Annotated in this window: 15 protein-coding genes; 3 read left to right on the plus strand and 12 right to left on the minus strand. The window is 36.1% G+C overall.

Annotated features, from left to right (window positions below; translation table 11 throughout):
* Positions 1-269: 269 nt before the first annotated feature.
* Both ACFQU5_RS14370 and ACFQU5_RS14375 read right to left on the minus strand, forming a co-directional pair.
* Positions 270-827 (minus strand): YhfM domain-containing protein, encoded by a 558-nt coding sequence (locus ACFQU5_RS14370; protein ID WP_390288957.1) that lies wholly within the window; start codon positions 825-827, stop codon positions 270-272.
* A gap of 182 nt (positions 828-1,009) precedes the next feature.
* Positions 1,010-1,492, minus strand: coding sequence for an immunoglobulin-like domain-containing protein (locus ACFQU5_RS14375; RefSeq protein WP_390288960.1), 483 nt, complete (start codon positions 1,490-1,492; stop codon positions 1,010-1,012).
* Positions 1,493-1,820: 328 nt separating this feature from the next.
* Here ACFQU5_RS14375 and ACFQU5_RS14380 point away from each other — a divergent pair, with 328 nt between their 5' ends.
* Positions 1,821-2,240, plus strand: a complete 420-nt coding sequence (locus ACFQU5_RS14380) for a hypothetical protein (protein WP_390288963.1) — start codon at positions 1,821-1,823, stop codon at positions 2,238-2,240.
* 495 nt (positions 2,241-2,735) lie between these two features.
* Here ACFQU5_RS14380 and ACFQU5_RS14385 read toward each other — a convergent pair whose 3' ends face one another.
* Positions 2,736-4,736 carry an MASE3 domain-containing protein gene (locus ACFQU5_RS14385; RefSeq protein WP_390288966.1) on the minus strand — a complete coding sequence of 667 codons (2,001 nt, stop codon included), beginning with the start codon at positions 4,734-4,736 and terminating at the stop codon, positions 2,736-2,738.
* An 821-nt stretch (positions 4,737-5,557) separates the two neighbouring features.
* Between ACFQU5_RS14385 and ACFQU5_RS14390 the strand changes: the two genes are divergently transcribed.
* Positions 5,558-5,740, plus strand: coding sequence for an aspartyl-phosphate phosphatase Spo0E family protein (locus ACFQU5_RS14390; protein WP_390288969.1), 183 nt, complete (start codon positions 5,558-5,560; stop codon positions 5,738-5,740).
* A gap of 423 nt (positions 5,741-6,163) precedes the next feature.
* Here ACFQU5_RS14390 and nhaC read toward each other — a convergent pair whose 3' ends face one another.
* The 8 genes from nhaC to ACFQU5_RS14430 form a co-directional block, all read right to left on the minus strand.
* The gene (gene nhaC / locus ACFQU5_RS14395) at positions 6,164-7,540 is read right to left on the minus strand and encodes a Na+/H+ antiporter NhaC (RefSeq protein ID WP_390288972.1); all 1,377 of its coding nucleotides are present in this window, start codon (positions 7,538-7,540) and stop codon (positions 6,164-6,166) included.
* A 909-nt stretch (positions 7,541-8,449) separates the two neighbouring features.
* Positions 8,450-9,343, minus strand: coding sequence for an SDR family oxidoreductase (locus ACFQU5_RS14400; protein ID WP_390289370.1), 894 nt, complete (start codon positions 9,341-9,343; stop codon positions 8,450-8,452).
* Positions 9,344-9,697: 354 nt separating this feature from the next.
* The gene (locus ACFQU5_RS14405) at positions 9,698-9,931 is read right to left on the minus strand and encodes a hypothetical protein (protein ID WP_390288975.1); all 234 of its coding nucleotides are present in this window, start codon (positions 9,929-9,931) and stop codon (positions 9,698-9,700) included.
* A 441-nt stretch (positions 9,932-10,372) separates the two neighbouring features.
* The gene (locus ACFQU5_RS14410) at positions 10,373-10,825 is read right to left on the minus strand and encodes a hypothetical protein (protein ID WP_390288978.1); all 453 of its coding nucleotides are present in this window, start codon (positions 10,823-10,825) and stop codon (positions 10,373-10,375) included.
* A gap of 173 nt (positions 10,826-10,998) precedes the next feature.
* Positions 10,999-11,421 carry a hypothetical protein gene (locus ACFQU5_RS14415; RefSeq protein ID WP_390288981.1) on the minus strand — a complete coding sequence of 141 codons (423 nt, stop codon included), beginning with the start codon at positions 11,419-11,421 and terminating at the stop codon, positions 10,999-11,001.
* A gap of 186 nt (positions 11,422-11,607) precedes the next feature.
* The gene (locus ACFQU5_RS14420; RefSeq protein ID WP_390288983.1) at positions 11,608-12,402 is read right to left on the minus strand and encodes a phosphotransferase family protein; all 795 of its coding nucleotides are present in this window, start codon (positions 12,400-12,402) and stop codon (positions 11,608-11,610) included.
* A 239-nt stretch (positions 12,403-12,641) separates the two neighbouring features.
* The gene (locus tag ACFQU5_RS14425; RefSeq protein ID WP_390288986.1) at positions 12,642-13,157 is read right to left on the minus strand and encodes a tubby C-terminal domain-like protein; all 516 of its coding nucleotides are present in this window, start codon (positions 13,155-13,157) and stop codon (positions 12,642-12,644) included.
* A 379-nt stretch (positions 13,158-13,536) separates the two neighbouring features.
* Positions 13,537-14,964 carry an aldehyde dehydrogenase family protein gene (locus ACFQU5_RS14430; RefSeq protein ID WP_390289373.1) on the minus strand — a complete coding sequence of 476 codons (1,428 nt, stop codon included), beginning with the start codon at positions 14,962-14,964 and terminating at the stop codon, positions 13,537-13,539.
* Positions 14,965-15,713: 749 nt separating this feature from the next.
* Here ACFQU5_RS14430 and ACFQU5_RS14435 point away from each other — a divergent pair.
* A complete protein-coding gene (locus tag ACFQU5_RS14435; RefSeq protein WP_390288992.1) occupies positions 15,714-16,874 on the plus strand; it encodes an NADH:flavin oxidoreductase in 1,161 nt (386 codons plus the stop codon).
* A gap of 370 nt (positions 16,875-17,244) precedes the next feature.
* Here ACFQU5_RS14435 and pruA read toward each other — a convergent pair whose 3' ends face one another.
* Positions 17,245-18,876 carry an L-glutamate gamma-semialdehyde dehydrogenase gene (gene pruA / locus ACFQU5_RS14440; protein ID WP_390288995.1) on the minus strand — a complete coding sequence of 544 codons (1,632 nt, stop codon included), beginning with the start codon at positions 18,874-18,876 and terminating at the stop codon, positions 17,245-17,247.
* Positions 18,877-18,902 lie beyond the last annotated feature (26 nt).

Here is an 18,902-nt window from a genome sequence, read left to right on the forward strand (position 1 = left end):
AGCGAAAGGCATAGCCGTCAGCTACACTCGCCCCTCCACTCCAATCAATTTATATGTATCCAATTCTTTATATATATTTTTCCGTCATTCAAAGAATTTTGTAATTCTGTCCCAGACTCTTTTTACTTTTTTCTAGTCTTAGCGACCTCATTTTTCAACTCTTGCCTCAATAATAATATTATAGCTAGTCTTCTCTAATTCGATTGTTTCGCTAACTTTACTCAAGAATATGGACCTGTAGCTAAAAAAGGCACAATTCTTTTCAAGAATTACGCCCGATTGTTGAATAATTTACTTAATGTCCTGACTCCACGTTGCCCCTCTGTCCCATACTGAATATAATTTAATTTTGCTTCGTTTTGATTTTCTACATTTTTTATAAAATTATCTAACCCCTCTATATTTTGAATATCAATGTGTCCATAGACTACTTCTTCAATCTTCTCAGATCGGCCTTTATTAATAAACTTATAGACTTCTTTAACCGAACTACTTGATAGTGTATAAATAGTGTGTGTATCTTTTGTATTCATTATCGTTCCAGCTTCTTCTGCAATCCATAGAAAAAAAGATTCTTCACCAAGAACAAATTGATATTGTGCATTTGTCATATTGACGATGCCCGGCTCTTTTTTCGATTCATTTACCGCTTTTTTAAAAATTTCTACTTCTTCGGTCTTTTTTAATTCTAAATTATTCATTTTAGTATTAGAGTATGTTTCTATATTTTGTTCAGTTGTTGGTTCACTTATTTGGCTAATTGGTTCTTGAGAACAGCCAACTAATGCAAAACTAATTACACAAAGTATGATAATTATCTTTTTCAAAATATTTCCCCCCTTTAATTTAGACATTATATTTATAATAAAGTTTCAAAACATGATTTCACAACCTACACCTTTACTTGAATAAAAAAATGCAATCCTTCGCTTATGAAGAATTGCGCCCGATTGTTATATATCGTTCTTACTAAAGCCTCTGTAAGTGCAACAAAAAATCATCAAAACTATTATTCTTTAAGGTCAAATTGAGCTCCAAGAACAGATTCACCTTCATTTACATAGAAGGCTTTAATTATTCGATAGCTGCCTTCTGTTAATTGATAATCCAAATGTTCAAGCGGTACTGCCTGTTCATAATGCGAATTAGAATCTGTTCCTAAGGTAATGTCTGCAAATGTGAAATTTTTATACGGAATTTGGTACCATGTTCCATTTATTAACTTTTCTATATAGAGAGGTAAATCAAAACCGACAGTTGTTGTACCTGTATTCTCTATTTTTAAAATTAGTTCATTCACTTGTGTTGAATATTCTTTTTTAACGGTAGCTACTTCAATTTTTGTTTGTGCTTCATTTAATTTGTTCGGTAAATCTCCATACTCCGATTCTCTTTCTAAAATATCAACTTCTGAATCAGTTGCATTGTTCGAACAAGCAGAAATAAGCATCGTTATTCCCATGAGGGAAACAAGGATATTCCTTAACTTCATTATTTTAGCCTCCGTAATATTATTAAAAGAACTTGTTTTAGCCTCTGAAAGTGCCAATTCTATTCTTTCGCTAAACTGACCGTTAGTTTGAGTACATTGCTTCATAAAAATTATTTAATTTTATTCAACAATCTGGCCCTTTGTGGAACAAGAAAGCAGATAGAAAGATAGACGTACCTACAATAGATAATTATGCTATCTATGTATTAGGGTAAAAACTTATCTGATCTGGGTTCACAATCAATTGTAATTATATCAATTTAGAAAACATCTTTTCTTCGTAGTTTTTGAGAAGTTGTGCTATATTCAAAGTGTCAGGAGTGAGTTGATGAAAAAGTTTTTAACAATTACCGCAATAATTCTTGTTTTACTCGGAGCGGCTGGCTATGCTGTGTGGCATTTTGGGACAAATATTGCTTCCGAAAAAATAATCGAAAAAGTGGAATCTACTATAGATGACGACAATGTAGAAGAAATAAAATCCTATATCGAGAACGATTCGAAGGTTCAAGAAATTGTTAGCGAGGCAGCAAGTACAAATCCGGATACTCTTCCCTTCCAAACTAAGGAAGAAGCGACACGTGTATTAATTAAAAAAGTGGGCGTTAATCGTTTACTTGATATTCAGGAACAAGTACAAAACGGTTCAATTAGCAAGGATGAAGTATTATCCGAAATTGAAGGTAAACTGTCTGAAGATGAAATTTCTGCTTTAAAATATGTTTTATATAAGGAATTGAATAAATAAAACTAGCCATTTAAAAGATTATATTAAAAAAGCAGAGAGCTGAGATTCACATAAGGATTTTCAACAACACAGCTATTTTTTATTTACTTACACTATCTCCAAGCACGCAACAGCCTCACAATGTGTCGAGTGTATGTGGAAACAGATTGGGGCTGGTGGGTTGAATTATATAGGCTCGATTCCCATGCAGTGGAATCGAATCCTTTTTTCTTATCATTCTCTTTTGCCGATCATTTGGTTCAAGTCCATCCCCATACGAATCAGTAACCCCTTCTTCAAACCAACAAATGGAACCTGCATTTCCAATTCAATTATTAAGTGTTACTTCACAATCGGGCTTTTTGTTGAAGAGCAAAGTCGGAATTTTAATTTTCAATGACTTTATCATTTTTTAAACAACTATACTATCTCGAAACCTTAACGATGCTACCCCTGTATGTTCATGTTAAACGCAAAAACCAGGCACCCTTAAGCACCTGGTTCTTCAGCTCATAATCAAGCCTTTAATATCATAATCGTCTGGTCATCATGAACCTCATATGGCCTCAGCTGATTAACCTCATCAAGCAATTGCCGGGCCAGGATTTCACCCGGCTGGCTATGATCAATACTCATTAACGCTTCCCGCAGTAGGTCATTTTCATCAGGGGCATATACTGTTTTACACTCGGTTAAGCCGTCTGTATATAGGATGATTAGGTCACCAGGCTCGAGCACCACACTTTGGGTCGTATAGTGGCTATCCGCAAAAATGCCCAGTGCTGGGTTTTTCGTATGGAGCTCAATAAATTCATGGCGTTCGACCCGGTACCATAAAATCGGTTCATGCCCTCCTGTCGAATAGGAAAACAACCGAGTCGCTTTATTGTAGTTCACCATCGTCAGTGTGACAAATGAATAGTCACTGGTATAGTCGTGAATAAACGTATTCATGCTGGTAAGCACATCATGTGGCTCTTCATAGCGGCTGTTAAAGTCCTCCAGTGCATAAACCATCATCGATTTCTGAATTGCAGCTGGAATGCCTTTGCCCGAAATATCCGCAATAGCCATCATTAGCAGATTACCACGTGGGACAATGGTGTAAAAATCGCCGTTCAGAATGCGAAAAGGGACACTCACCGCACCAATATTTTCTTGGTCTTTCCATTTTCTTTGCTGGGGATTGAGAGATTCCTGCAATTTCATGGCCAAGTTTAGCTCAAGTTCGAATTGTCTTTTCTCTCGTTGCAACTCATCAAACTGCAATTCCCGTGAAAGATCGGAAAAGGTAATAACGGTGCCATTCTGTTCCCCATTCTTGAGCATCGGCTCAGTCTTCATCGAAACCGGAAAAATATGGCCATCTTTGCGCTTGAAAAACTGATTCTTTGAGTTGCGCGATTTTCCGTCATGCGATGTTTGTGTGGTAAGACAATCTTCTTTGGCGAACTGACAACCCTCGGCTGTTCGATGGATTAGGTCATGGAAATCATGCCCAAGAATTTCAGCCTGCTCATAGCCGAGCATCCTTAAAGCCGACTCATTCATAAATGTCACCTTGCCCTCTTTATTGATACCATAAATTCCTTCAGCGACCGAATTCAGCAAAAGCTCATGCCTCGTGCTTAGGTCATGCAAATCTGCATAAGGCTTTTCAATCTTCCAGTGAAACATATGTTTCAGAAGATAGTAATAGCCAAGAACTTTGAAAAAGTGACCGGCCATACTGCGGTATTCACTCACATCTTCGTAAGCAGTTAAAAGCCAGGAAGACAGGATCAGGTAAAACGAAGCAAGGGCGATTTCCCTATAAGTCATGGCGGGCCCGCTAGTCATTACTTTATAGAGCACGGCGCCATGGATGATCATCGTTACAATTTCAAAGGTGATTTTCAGTTGTGTGGGATGGCCATCGACAATTACAAGCGGCAGGTCGGCATGGAAACGATAGATGACGAACGACACGAATAAGAAATACAGCAATGCCAATAGGTAGAAATACTTTCGACGGTAATATTTCACTCTTGTTTTGAACGGAAACAGTATAACAATCAAAAAAATGATGCTTTCGGTCAAGCGTGCTCCCACCCAGAACCATATAGATGCCTGCGGGTTGCTATCAATAATAAAATGAGGCATCCCGGGAAAAGAGAAGGTATGCATTATATCAAAAAGCGCTACAACTAGAAACACGGATGAAAACAGCAGCCATTTTGCTGACATCGTTTCTTTGAAAGAAACCCAGCCATGAAGGGCAATCGTAATCGACACAAAAATGCTGACCATCTCGAGGATTGCATGGAGAGCTAAATGGTTACGGCGAATCGGCTGATAAAGTTCCGAGAAAAAATCAAGCCGGAAGTTCAATAAAACAAAAAAGAGGATCGACACCAGAGCAAGCAACCTTGTATGCGGTGCCATCCTTTGAATAAAAGCAATCATTGCTATCCTCCAGCCTTCGGGTAAACCTTTTTCTACTCTTAAAGGAATGCGCCCTACTAATCCAACTGTCAAGTCGTTTCTTCTTTATACTTTTAATAGATTCCAAATAAACTGAACCTCTGTTTTAATTCCTTTATTATTCAATGCTTTCAAAGCAAATTGGCGCTTGAAAAGAAATAAAGTGGGCTTACGCTTTCCAAGTATTGTGCAAATTCATTCTCTGTAAATGTGCCCTATAATCTATAAGCTTTTTATCTTATTTTATAAATCTGCATTTCTCTTATAGTATCATTACAATAAATATACCATTAATTGATAGAAAAATCAGAATTTCATTTCCATAAAATAAAGAGAATCATTGCTTCATGTTATTGACATTATTAAGGGGTATCAATAGGAAAACGCACATTTACAACGTTAATGAAATTCTCATATTGAAAAGCGCCCGATTGATGAATTAGCTACTAAATAATGGCTTTGTATTGTTCAGTGGATATGTCCAGCCCAATAAAAACTGTTTGAATAATCTAATATGAAAGCAGGAGTTAACGGAGATTTCTATTTTCCTACTTTCCTTCCTTTTAAGAGATATATTTTGGTGGTTATGTTGGTGGCCGCATCCGCAAATTTATAGGCCTCCAAAAGATGGCTGTCTTCACCAGACAGTTTCTTTTTTATTGAGTTCTTCCTTCAATCCAAACAGTTAATTTTTATTGATCCCTTATCAATATCTTTTATTGATTTTCTTGTAATTTTCCCATTAAATCTCTACCTCACTTCCTGAACAATTAGCATCAATGAAATTTGTTCATATTGTTCATTAATAAGGTATTTTCATGTTTTTTCCTTTTCTGTATATTAAATCTATAAATAACAAATAGGAGATAATATTTATGGCAGCTACCTTTATAAATTGTAATAAGACGGAAAAAATAAATGTACTTAGAACAGAATTAATAAAGAGTGGAATGACGTATGGTTTAAACCATCCGACTACTATAAAACTAAGTCAAACACTTGATAAGGTGTTAAATGAATGTTTAATTATTTGTGAGTCTGCAACTAAAACTAACTAGTTGTAGACTTTCATCGTTACCTCCACTTATTTCCCGTACAATTGGTTCAAGTAAGTAAGCCCACTTTTGGAGAAGATCACGAAAAAAACATAATTCCTTGTACAAGAATTGCGCCCGATTGTTGAATAACGATTATGGTACTTATTTATAGTTCTTGAACTTCATTTATCGGCTTTTTAAAACCTTACTTAAAATTTTTCTGGGCAATCATAGAAGCCTTCACAGTGCCTTATCGATTCCATTTTCTTATACACGATCTCTTGGACCCAACATACTAAACTGATTCAAATAAGGGAGAGAGTTGGTCTGTTTTAAATAGGGATTCTAAATGATCCCAAAGGCTGGTCGACCTTCCTTCACTACCACTATAAAAAATAGTAGCACAAACCATGGCCTTGGTTTGTACTACTAATGTTAGTATGTTTAGTTTCTTGATATTGTCAGATTTAACCATCCAAATATTATAGTAAGGACTGGACTTAGTAAGCAAAAGAACGCAAAAGGCAGATAGTCGATTACGGAAACGCCAAGCATCGAGGTAATAAATAAACCACAAACACTCCAAGGGACAAGCGGATTAACGACTGTACCCGCATCTTCCATTACCCGGCTTAAATTTTTCGGATGTAAGCCTAGTTCTCTATATTGTTGCTTAAAGGCTTCCCCTGTTAATAAAATCGATAAATACTGTTCGCCAACTACTATATTAATACCAATTGCAGTAATAGCCGTCCCTGTAATCAATGCACCAACTGATTTTAATAAATCTTCAATTTTGCTGAGCAATGTTTGAATAATACCTAAAGCAAACAGTAACCCACCCATGCTGAGGCTAAGCACCACAAGCATAATTGTAAAGAACATACTACTGATACCACCACGAGTTAAGAGTGAATCAATTACTTCAACCCCTGTTTCAGAAACATATCCACTATATAAAATTTCACAATAATCACTTACTGATAAAGACGTATGAAATATTGATAAGAACAGTGCTGCAAGGGAACTAATAATAAGTGTTAAAAATGCCGGCACTTTTTTGAATGTGCAAACAATCAAGACGAGCAGTGGCACGATTGCATACCAATGCACAAAATTTGCATCTTGTAAGCTAGCCTGATAGAACGCAATGGTCGTGTTATTTACTCCTTCAATTGAAGGAGATAAAGCAGCATATAGGACTCCGCTAATTAAAAACGCAGGAATCGTTGTCAAACTCATATTTTTAATATGTACAAATAAATCAATATTGACGATGCTCGCAGCTAAACTTGTTGTATCTGACAATGGAGACATTTTATCGCCAAAAAACGCTCCGGATACAATAGCGCCAGCGGTCAATCCCATTGATGCATCAATGGCTCCTGCAATACTTACAAAAGCAACCCCAATCGTCGCTACAGTTGTCAATGAACTACCAATTGCTGTACCGATAATTGCTGTAATGATAAATACAATCGCATAAAAGAAACTAGCCGATACGAGAGAAAAACCCATATATAAAAGCGTTGGTATGGTCCCGCTTACAATCCAGCTACTAATCAGTATACCTATTAAAAAGAAGATATAAATAGCTCCTATTCCTGAAATGACTCCAGATTTCATACTTTCTTCCAACACGTTAAATGGCACACGTTTTAGCAAACCGTAAAAAATGAGAAGAATAATAGATAAAAGAATAGGGATATGTGGTACAGCACCAAGCTTGCCTATCGCAATAGAAATTATTAAAATAACTATTATTACAATGAATAATGCTTCGAATACTGACGGTTTTGTTTTTGCCTTAATAGAAAACATTTTGCTTACTCCTAGATGATTGTAATTTCACGCTTTAAACTTCAACGCTTCAACGCGATGAAGTTATTTAACATTCTAGCACGTATTTACTAAATGTCAATAGTGGGAGAAATTTTAAGAAATAAAAAAAGGCAAAGAATTAGGCTTCAATCTTGCTTCTAAACAGCTAGAGCTTTTCAAATCTGACAACAAGCTTGGTAACTTGGCAGTAGTAGAGGTATGAAAGACTAAAATAGATGTAATTCAAGAATTGGTCCAGATTTTTAAGATTGCTATTCAATTCAAGAGCCCAGTAGTTGAATAATCTAAATCGCTGTTCCTTTAGAAAGTTTCTTTTAAATAACAAAGTATGTTAGTACACCTAAGCCAATGTATATCATCAACATACCACTCCCCTTTAATGTTGAGAATTTAAATCCAATAGTTAGTGAGAATAAATTTAGTAATATGTAGATTGTTAAAAATATAATTCCTTTCTTTCTACTTTTCACTAGGACGAAATTAGTAATAGCCAATACTAAACTAGCGCTTATTAATTGACCTAAAAAAGCATTTTATACATCAAAATATTAATCTCCATAAAACTCCCCCCTCTACATACTTTCTTGAAATAAAAGTTATTTTCCTACCCTGCTATCTTTCCTTTTCAAAGAAAAACGCCTTCCTTTAATTTCAGAGAAAAGCGCCCGATTGTTGAAGACTGTTATTAAAGAAAAGCAATTAGAAGCCTGCTACAATTGGATACTAAACACTAACTGTTGCAGGCATATTATCATTTATTACGTTTTACATTATCTATGCCTAAAACTGTTAGTCCACCATCTATTACGTGATCCGTACTGTAATAAAGGAAGAGTAGGATAGCACTGAATTCGAGTGAGGTGTTTTTTTTTTGACTCACACTCAAAATTACAAGTCGATTGGCTCGCCACCTGTCACCCCATAAATTTGACCTGTGATATAACTTCCTTCATCGGAAGCTAGAAGAACGTACACCGGCGCAAGCTCTACTGGCTGTCCCGCACGACCAAGAGGAGTGTTTTGGCCAAACTCAGGGATTTGTCCTTCCAATTGTCCGTTATCCAATTGCAATGGTGTCCATATTGGTCCTGGCGCAACCCCATTTACGCGCACCCCCTTAGAAGCAAAGTACGAAGAAAGGTTTATCGTAAAGTTGCTGATAGCACTTTTTGTAGCGGCATAATCCATTAAAGATGTGGACGGATTGAAAGATTGAACCGATGAGGTAGTAATAATCGCACTTCCTGGTTCCAGATGCTCTTCGGCAGCTTTTACGGTCTCAAACATGCTGATGATGTTTACTTTGAAGGTATCCTGTACTTGTTTGTTTGTTAAATCACCCAGTTTAGGCTGTGCGATTTGTTGCGCAGCATTCAATACTAGCGTATCCAATCCGCCAAAAGCTTCCACAGTTTTTGTCACAATCTCTGTCGCTGTGCCATCTTCCCGCAAGTCATACGGTAGCAGTAATGCTTTTCTGCCTGCTTTTTCAATAAGCTCTTTGACTTCGTTCGCATCTTCTTCTTCACCAGGGAAGAATTGGATAGCCACATTGGCACCTTCACGCGCATAGGCAATGGCAGCGGCACGGCCAATTCCGGAATCCCCACCGGTCACTAATGCATTGCGCCCTTCCAGGCGATTGTATCCTTTATATGATTCTTCTCCGCAGTCAGGTTTAGGGCTCATTTTACTCTGTAGCGCTGGAGTGTTCTGCTCTTGATCCGGGAACTTTTCTGTATAAAACTTCTTGCGTGGATCTATTAGATGTGGGTTTCTCATCAAAATCTCTCCTATCTTGTTTAATATAAAGCCAAAGAATAAAAAGTTCAGAAAGGCTTTTAACACAATTTGCATGCTTTCACAAACTGATCTCTGGTACATTTTTTACCCTATGATCATTACTTTAAACAGCTCAGATCTTTTACCCTTTTCAAATCCACTGATTAATAAGAGCTACTTTGATTAACACCCTTACCAAACTATACAGATATCTCTAAGAAGGACTTATTCGATTATCTGATGCCTTAATGAAAAAACACTTTTCTTATTAAAGAAAAGCGTCCGATTGTTGAAAATCATTTATTTTACCTAAACTCTAAGTAAAATAATCATTAACCTATTCAAATCCTGTTATTAATTTAGATTCTTCTCAATAATATTGGAAAATTCATTGTATCCTTCAATTGCTTCCCCCATTTGTATCGGTATCACCCCTTTAGTATTTTGCTTATCAATATAATCAGAAAATCCCTTATCTATAGCTTTAAGAAATTTCTTAAAATCAAATTTTAAGTGGGATTTAACGATTTGACCATCATTATCAGAAGTTAAATGCTCAATATACAAACTATTTTCCTTAATAGTCAAATAATACAGCACCGCAAAACCGAAACCGTCTATATGTATTTTTGGCCTCTCCATTCCATAGTTGCAAAAGTTTAAAGAAAAAACACGGTAAGGAAAAATAAGCTATTATAAATTTGAATTCAATTTTTTGACCCTCTCCATTTAATTTAATCTTTACATCTCCTCTATGATCCATTTCGAAACGGCATATATACGGGTTTCCCACAAAAAGTCACTCCTCTATCTTTAAGAATAAGTTATCCTACTTCGTTTATATAATTGTAATCTTTCTTAACCTCGATTGTATTATTTTTAATAAATATGTTGTTGCTTTCCCCAACAATATGACCCTATTATTGAAAAAGGCACAATTACTTTTCAAGAATTGTTCCTTTGATTGTTGAATAGTGAAATACGAAAATGTTACAAAAATAACTTCTCAATTTAGTGAATCAGAAATAATTAATTAACAGTAAATTCCTGTTTGTTTATACCACCAAAATCAGCAGCATCAGCAGCAGAGCTAATAGTGATTTCATAATTTCCTTTCGGAATATTACTTATCAATAATCTATATTCAATTTTCTGATTAGGCTCTAATTCCAATAATCTACCTTCATCATTTTCATTTAAATCTATGTGTTCCAGTATGATTTCGCCAGAGGGTATATCCTTGTTATCTAAATTATCGATTGCCACATTGTATTCTAACCAAGTAAGAAATCCTAACTCCGCGCTGTTTTCCCCAACATTAGTAAGACTGAAAAGGAATTCTCTTTTTCCATTCACATCCCCTTTATCCTCCAGTTCAGAAAGTATTTTTAGATCTTCTTGCTTCTGAATACCATTGAAAAATACTATGAACGCAAAGCCTGTAAAAAGTAGTCCCATTACAATTATAAAAATCTTTTTCAAGTCCACACCCCCTACTGCAATATAAAATAATATTAGCATCGCTTCCGCAATTAAATGGAACCTTAAACGGAAATAGACGCATATCTTATTGAAGAAACGCGCCCGATTGTTGAAGATCGTTATTCAAAAAGTCCCCTTAATGAAGAAGGGCTATTCGTTTTTATAGTAGAGCCTTAGTTTTCTATTCGGATAAAGCGTTTTTCATAAATATCTTTTGTTTCAAGTTGTAAATTATTTAAATCTATTTTCAACTCTCTCTCATGCTCTTCATGTTCCTCACCCAACCAACAAATATATATTTCACAATAATCCCCTTGTGGCAGCAATTCTTTTAGTAAGTGACATAAATATAGAAAAGTCTTTTTTGATTTTTCGTAGTTATGTGGTGAGTGAATCTTTTGATATTCATTCATTTGCCAAATAGGCTCACTTTTTTCAGAAAGTTCATAAATATAGGGAGTAGTAAAATGCTTCTCTTTAACTACATTACGATTTTCTTCTTCTGAGAAAACATAATTAATTTCCACTTCATCGTCTGTATAGAATTCATTAAGTTTTACTCTAAAATTTAAACCAATATAGGTTGCCATACTCATTTTCATTAACTCCTTGTAATAGGCTAATACTAATTCCTTATTGTTCTATATCAAGTAAATTAACCAGTTCGTTTACGTTTAATCATTTAGTGTTTTCTTTCCTCAATAATATGGCCCCTTAATGTAGAAAAGCACTATTCTTACTTCAGAATTGCGCCTTTTTGTTGAATAACAAAGCATCAGTAATCAAAAGAACTCATATAACCCTTTTACAAAGTAATCGTACACATTATCATCAATTATTTTCCCCCCATACCCTTCAAAGAAAATTTGTTTATCTATTTCATTCTCAAAGGCATTGGGTTTAGGGCGAATAGCTAATGATACGTCATATCTTGGGTCTCCGTAAGCTCCACCACCCCAGTCTATTACGCCTGTAATTATTCCATTGGAGACTAAAACATTATCAATCGTAAAATCTCCGTGTATGAGCGTTTGATTATATACAATCGGTTTAATGGACTTAATTTTTTCTAATAATTCTTCAGTTCCGTCCACATGATATTTTTTTAAATTAAATTCTGCCTGATATAACATCTCATCTAGCCAAGGACGTTCACCTATTAGTTCATTAGGACAAGGCGTTGAATGAATTTGGCACAAGAGATTACCAAAGTTAAATATTATTTCTTGTCGTTTCTCCTTACTTTTTTCGTTAAATAAAGCGGTTCTTATAGTTTCCCCTTCTAAAAACTCAATAAGAGCCCAAGATTCCTTCTTGGAATCTTGTTCAACGAATTTCTTAACCTTTGGAATAGGTAATTTTGTTTTATGAGTCAAACAGTTAATAACTGTTACTTCTCGATTTAGCAAAGAACAATTTAACTCTCCTGTTGTCCTCTTGAGTGCATAAAACCCTAGATTATTTTCAATCAATCCAACATTGGAACTATAACCTTGTCGTGGAAAACTCATTGAATTAATCTTATTAAGATACTCTTGTATTTCACTTGGAATCTCTTCGGTTTTAATTGGTAGCAATTGAGTACACCTCATCCAGTAATCGTTTTAATAAATATTTCCTTATCTACATATAAAAATCCTCTTTAAAGCCGTTATCCAACCGCAAAACCCTTAAATGAAAAATGACGCATTTCTTATTAGAATTGCGCCCGTTAATGGAAAAACGCGATCTTCTTATTGAAGAACTGCGCCATTTAATTGAATACCTTACAATTCCTATTAGCTTGTTTGTAGAAGTAGTAACTCTCCAAAACAAATTATTTTTCATGAATAAAGGTTTGGTACAATATAGCGATTAGAGATGCGATATTATCATTATTTGCTTCAATACGAATACGGTAAGTTAAATTAGTAGTTGTATTATCTAAATTACTAATATAAGCCACTTTCTCACCATTTAACTTTAGAATTCCTGAGTATGTGTGATCGTTTTCAAATTCATAAATGTTACCTTCAATAATAAAATATTGCATCTTTTCAATCAATTGAACACGTTTTTGCATAATAGGTAACTTTTCGAGGGTATTACCATTTAGAAGAGTATAACGAACACCCGTGAATATACAATCAATTTTAAATTTTGGATTACCATCTATTGAAAAAGCATTATAACAATAGGGCATACCTGTTCGAAGGAGAAGATGAAACAATTGTGTTAAAAAGCGATGTCGATTTTTCATGAGCATACTTATGACATTCTTATCTTTATTATATATAGGAATTCTCGTGTAGTAGGTATCTGATTCTGGGATGCAATATGAATAAATATGCACTAACTTATCCTCCACTATCTTTCATTATATCTCTTCATTATTCATATTCTTTGAATTCCTTGTTGAAATATACTTTTACATTTTTTAAGTCTACTTCCTTAGGATATGCATTAGCGTTACTCCACAATCTGACCCGATTGTTGAATATGAAAACCCGCCAAATAAATTTTTCTATGAGTGATAGATTACACAAACCTACATATCGTATACCAGTCAACCCATTAGTTCGGTATCCAGATCTCTACAAAACCAAAACCCCATCGACATATAGTCGAAAGGGGTCTGATTTTCATTTTGCGTATTCTACTGCAAAAAGTCTAGGCTGTCAAAATCAGTGATTCACCTAACTTTATGGAACTTCTTTAATGATTTGTAATGATTACGACAGCAAACCGATTATTGATTTTACTTCCAAGTATTCCTCAATACCGTAGCTGCCCCACTCTCGACCGACTCCGGATTGTTTATAACCTCCAAATGGTGCAGAGGGTTCCATTGGCGCATTATTAATTGTAATATGACCTGCACGTATGGAAGATGCGACTTTCTCTACCTTTTCTTTGTCCTCGCCAACTACGTAACCTGCCAATCCATAGATTGTATCATTGGCGATTTCAATCGCTTCATCAAGGTCTTCGTAAGTAAGGATTGACATCACTGGCCCAAAGATCTCCTCCTGAGCGATCACCATATCATTTTTCACATTGGTAAACACAGTGGGTTTTACAAAATATCCCTTTTCAAGTCCTTCTGGTTTGCCAAGTCCACCACTCACCAGCGTTGCCCCTTCTTCTATTCCTTTGTTTATATACCCTTGGACGCGATTGTATTGTCTCTCCGATACGAGTGGTCCGAAAATGTTACTCCTGTCTTGTGGATCACCATATGGAATATTTGGCAAAATCTCTTTCACAGCTTCAATAAAATCATCATGATTTGATTTTGGAACAAGAGTCCGCGTAGCAGCTACACACACTTGACCAGAATTGAACACAACATTCGATATGGCAATTTCGGCTGCTTTTTTTATGTCATAGTCATCGAGGATAACCAGTGGCGATTTCCCACCAAGCTCTAGCGCCACTTTTTTAATTGTCTTTGCAGCATTTTCGGAAATCTTTTGACCGACTGCTCCAGAACCGGTAAAAGATACAAAATCAATATCTGGATGAGAACTAATGCCGTTTCCTACGACTTCCCCGGTCCCATTCACAAGATTAAAGACGCCTTTAGGTAATTCTGCAGCTTCAAAGATTTCTGCAAGAATGATTGCTGCAAATGGCGTTAGTTCAGAAGGTTTTAACACGACGGTACAGCCTGCAGCGAAAGCACTAGCAAGCTTGATAGATGTCTGATTTGTCGGGAAGTTCCATGGTGTAATCAAGCCACTTACACCGATTGGTTCTTTGCGAACTAGTGCACTGCCGCGTCGTTCCGTGAATTCGAAGCTTTCCAACTCTTTTGCCGCTTGACGGAAATGAGCTAATCCCATATTGTAATGAACCCGCTCACTTATTGTAAGAGGTGCTCCCAATTCTTGTGTAACCACTTCAACGATATCGTCTTTTCGTTTCTCATACTCATCGGCAATTCGATTCAACAGTTTAATTCGTTCTTCTTTTGAAGTTTGAGAAAATGAAGGAAATGCTGCTCGGGCTGCTGCAACCGCTTTATTTAAATCTTCTATTGTCCCATCACTAATGCGACCGAACACTTCTTCAGTAGCCGGATTGATCACATCCACTGTCTTTGAACCGGTGGATTCAACCCATTCACCATTAATAAAATGCTTTAAATCGTTTCGTATATCCATACCCCTTTTCATCAAATACTCAACCAATAATAAGATTATGTAAAAATAAACCAAATAATAACGCTATTTAAGAAAGAGCGCAAATTCCTCTGGAATTGCGCCCAATCGTATTATAAAGTCAGCCACAACATATTTCTCGCTGACCATTTTGTATATCGATATATCATAACAGTAGCCGTGGTAGAACGTTCACAACTGTGGGTTAGACGTTAAAAATTCTTTGAAATACTACTTGAAGATAGAAAGATTATCAAAATTAATAGAAATGCCTTAATCGATTGTGTGCAAAATTCATGGACTTGGAGCATATCCTAATTCGATACTTTAAGTTCGTTTCCTCACAATATCTTCCTAATTTCGTAGCGAAAACAATTATGGTGTTGCTCTTCAATCTAGCCTTTTAATTGAACAAAGAAATTTCCTTATTCAAGGAAAACACCGTTGTAAGTAAATCACAATTGTTTGTCATGTTTGACCTATTAAAGATTCTTGCTATACGATTTTTAGTAACATTCTTTGTTTTAAAACATATTAAATTTTTATCTTTGTTTTGGAATAAACATTATGTACTCTTCCATAAAATGGACCATTCATGAAGAAGAATGCGCCCGATTCTTGAATAGTGGAAATAATGAAAAGCTGCAAAAAATAACACCATAGTTTGTAGTAAAGACTCCATATATTAGTAAAAACATAGGGTTTATCGGTTATATTTGATAGTGGAATTGTTGAATTTATGTAGCATGATAAAACGAAATGAATGGAAGGAAGTGCTCGTATTGGATCAAAATCATGTAGGTCATACTTTGTTACAATCTGTACCGTTTGGAAATGAAATGTTAGCAAGTCGGTTAGTGATGGCTCCAATGACAAGAAACTTTTCGCCGGAAGGTGTCCCAGGGGAAAATGTTGCACAATATTACCGCAAACGTGCAGAGAATGGGATCGGACTCATCATAACTGAAGGGACAGCGATCAATCACCCAGCTGCAGTAGCGAGCGCCAATATTCCCCGCTTTTATGGTGAGGACGCCTTAAATGGCTGGTCTAATATAGTTACTCAAGTTCACCAAGCAGGTGGTAAAATCATTCCACAATTATGGCATGTAGGTGCAGCACGAAAAGCAGGCAGTGAACCAAATATTGACTCACCTCCTGTGAGTCCGTCTGGATTTACTTTAAAAGGTCGCAAAAATGAGAAGATAAAGGCTTTAACGGAAAAAGAAGTCACTGATATGATTGATGCATATGCCGAAGCTGCATTAAATGCTAAGCGAATCGGTTTTGACGGAATCGAATTGCATGGAGCGCATGGATATTTAATTGATCAATTTCTTTGGGAAATAACGAACAAGCGTAACGATGAGTATGGTGGGAATCTAGCTGAGCGAACAAAATTTGCGGCTGATATTGTTCGTGCTTGCCGGAAAGAAGTTGGGCCTGATTTTCCGATTGTCTTTCGTTATTCACAATGGAAAGGAAGCGATTATGAAGCTAAATTAGCTACTAATGCTAATGAGCTTGAACAATTGCTTACCCCCTTGGTTGATGCTGGCGTAGATATTTTCCACTGCTCTACAAGACGAATATGGGAACCAGAATTCAAAGATGAAGATCAAACTTTAAACTTAGCTGGCTGGACGAAACGAATTACTCAAAAACCAACGATTGCAGTTGGTTCTGTAGGAATTAATCGCACATATTTAAGCAATCAGGATAATGAAAATTTAACAATTGAAGACAATCTCAAAATTATAGACAAAAAAATCAAAGCAGGCGAATTTGACTACGTAGCAGTCGGTCGTGCCTTATTAGCTGATTCTGAATGGGCACTAAAACTCAAAAAGGGTAACCTTGATCAAGTAGTGCATTACACAAAGGAATCGGAGAACTACCTGTTTTAATTTCATGTAAGAACTCGTATCTTTTCAGTTTGCAACTAAACATCTACATTAATTACAGTTATACGGAGGTTGTAAAAATTATCACTTTATTTTACAGAATGCCCCTAAATAAAAAAGAAATAATAAACCATTACCCTAGCTTATATACTTTATTATGTACAGCAATAATACCTAATCTATTTCAAAGTGTTATGATGTCTTCCGTTTTTTTGACTTCTTCCATTTGTTTTTAATAGGTATAAGGTATTAACTACAAATAAAATTTTATCATCAAACTGGCCGGAAAGAGATTGGAATTCCGATATACCAAGGGAAACCAAATTAAAAAGAGGTTGAAATTAACACTTCAACCTCTTTTTTATGTTATTAATTATTCTTCATCCATAAATGGATAAGCAATATCTGTAGTTGGAGCAAAGTTTTCTTTGATTACACGCGGAGTTGTCCAACGAATCATGTTAAATACAGAACCTGCTTTATCGTTTGTACCAGAACCACGAGAACCACCAAATGGCTGTTGGTTAATCATTGCACCAGTTGGTTTGTCATTGATATAGAAGTTTCCAGCTGCACCAGATAAACGATTTTCCAAGTGAAGAATTGCTTGGCGATCTTGTGCAAAAATAGCACCTGTTAATGCGTACATAGACGCTGTATCAACTGCTTCCAATGTTTCTTCTAATTGATCGTTTTCATATACATAGATTGTTAACACTGGTCCAAAGATTTCTTCAGCCATCGTTTTGAAGTTTGGATTAGTTGTTACTATAATTGTTGGTTGAATGAAATATCCAACAGAATCATCATAAGTACCACCAGCAATAATTTCTGCTTCTTCAGAAGCTGCCGCATAATCGATATAACTTGTAATTGAATCAAACGCAGGTTTATCGATTACAGCTCCCATGAAATTACGGAAGTCGCGTACATCCCCAACTTTGAGCTTGGCAGTTTCTTCAACCAAACCTTTCTTTACTTCTTCCCACAGGCTTTGCGGAATGTAAGCACGTGAAGCAGCTGAACATTTTTGACCTTGGTATTCAAATGCTCCACGAACAAGGCTAGCTACTACTTTGTCTGCTTGAGCAGTTTCGTGAGCAAATACGAAGTCTTTACCACCTGTTTCCCCAACTAGACGAGGATATGATTTGTAGTTTGCAATGTTCTCCCCTACTGTTTTCCAAATTGTTTGGAATGTAGCTGTAGAACCAGTGAAGTGGAATCCAGACATACGAGAGTCTGTTAATACTACTTCCGATACTTGCGATCCACGAGAAGGTACGAAGTTGATTACACCTTTTGGTAATCCGGCTTCTTCTAAAATACGCATGAAGTAGTAGTTTGCTAGAATAGAAGTTGTTGCAGGTTTCCAAACAACTACGTTCCCCATCATTGCAGGAGCTGCTGGTAAGTTCCCGCCAATTGCAGTGAAATTGAATGGAGAAATCGCTAATACGAAACCATCTAATGGACGGTAATCGAGACGATTCCATACATTCTTCATACTGTCAGGTTGAATTTGATAAACCTGATTTGCATAATCTACACCGAAACGCAAGAAATCTGCTAATTCTTGTGCAGCATCAATTTCAGTTTGGATAGCCGTTTTAGATTGTCCTAACATCGTCGAAGCATTCATGACATCACGGTATGGACCCGAGATGAGATCAGCAGCTTTTAAGAAAATAGCCGCACGATGTTCCCATGGCATATTTGCCCATGATTCTTTCGCAGCCATAGCAGCTTCGACAGCATCACGCAATTCTTTCTCGCCAGCTTCTGAGTAGTTTGCTAAAACATGTTGGTGATCATGTGGCATAACTACTTGCTTTACTGTATCGGTTTTAATATTTTGACCGTTAATAATAACAGGGATATCTACTACGATTTCGGATTGGCGTTTTAGCTCCGCTTTTAATGTTTCTCTTTCTTTTGTACCCGGAGCATATGTATTGCCAGGCTCATTTTTAGGTGTTGGTATTTTGAAAATTCCGTTACTCATACTTTCACTTTCCTTCCTAATGCAAA

Origin of the sequence: Ureibacillus sp. GCM10028918 (genome assembly GCF_042666115.1) — a bacterium.
Classification (GTDB): Bacteria; Bacillota; Bacilli; order Bacillales_A; family Planococcaceae; genus Ureibacillus.

What these genes read in the sequence shown, in the direction of transcription:
- ACFQU5_RS14380 (WP_390288963.1), top strand. Translation starts at nt 1,821, where the DNA reads ATGAAAAAGTTTTTAACAATTACCGCAATAATTCTTGTTTTACTCGGA.
- ACFQU5_RS14435 (WP_390288992.1), top strand. Translation starts at nt 15,714, where the DNA reads ATGATAAAACGAAATGAATGGAAGGAAGTGCTCGTATTGGATCAAAAT.
- ACFQU5_RS14390 (WP_390288969.1), top strand. Translation starts at nt 5,558, where the DNA reads ATGGCAGCTACCTTTATAAATTGTAATAAGACGGAAAAAATAAATGTA.
- pruA (WP_390288995.1), bottom strand. Translation starts at nt 18,876, where the DNA reads ATGAGTAACGGAATTTTCAAAATACCAACACCTAAAAATGAGCCTGGC.
- ACFQU5_RS14415 (WP_390288981.1), bottom strand. Translation starts at nt 11,421, where the DNA reads ATGAGTATGGCAACCTATATTGGTTTAAATTTTAGAGTAAAACTTAAT.
- nhaC (WP_390288972.1), bottom strand. Translation starts at nt 7,540, where the DNA reads ATGTTTTCTATTAAGGCAAAAACAAAACCGTCAGTATTCGAAGCATTA.
- ACFQU5_RS14375 (WP_390288960.1), bottom strand. Translation starts at nt 1,492, where the DNA reads ATGAAGTTAAGGAATATCCTTGTTTCCCTCATGGGAATAACGATGCTT.
- ACFQU5_RS14400 (WP_390289370.1), bottom strand. Translation starts at nt 9,343, where the DNA reads ATGAGAAACCCACATCTAATAGATCCACGCAAGAAGTTTTATACAGAA.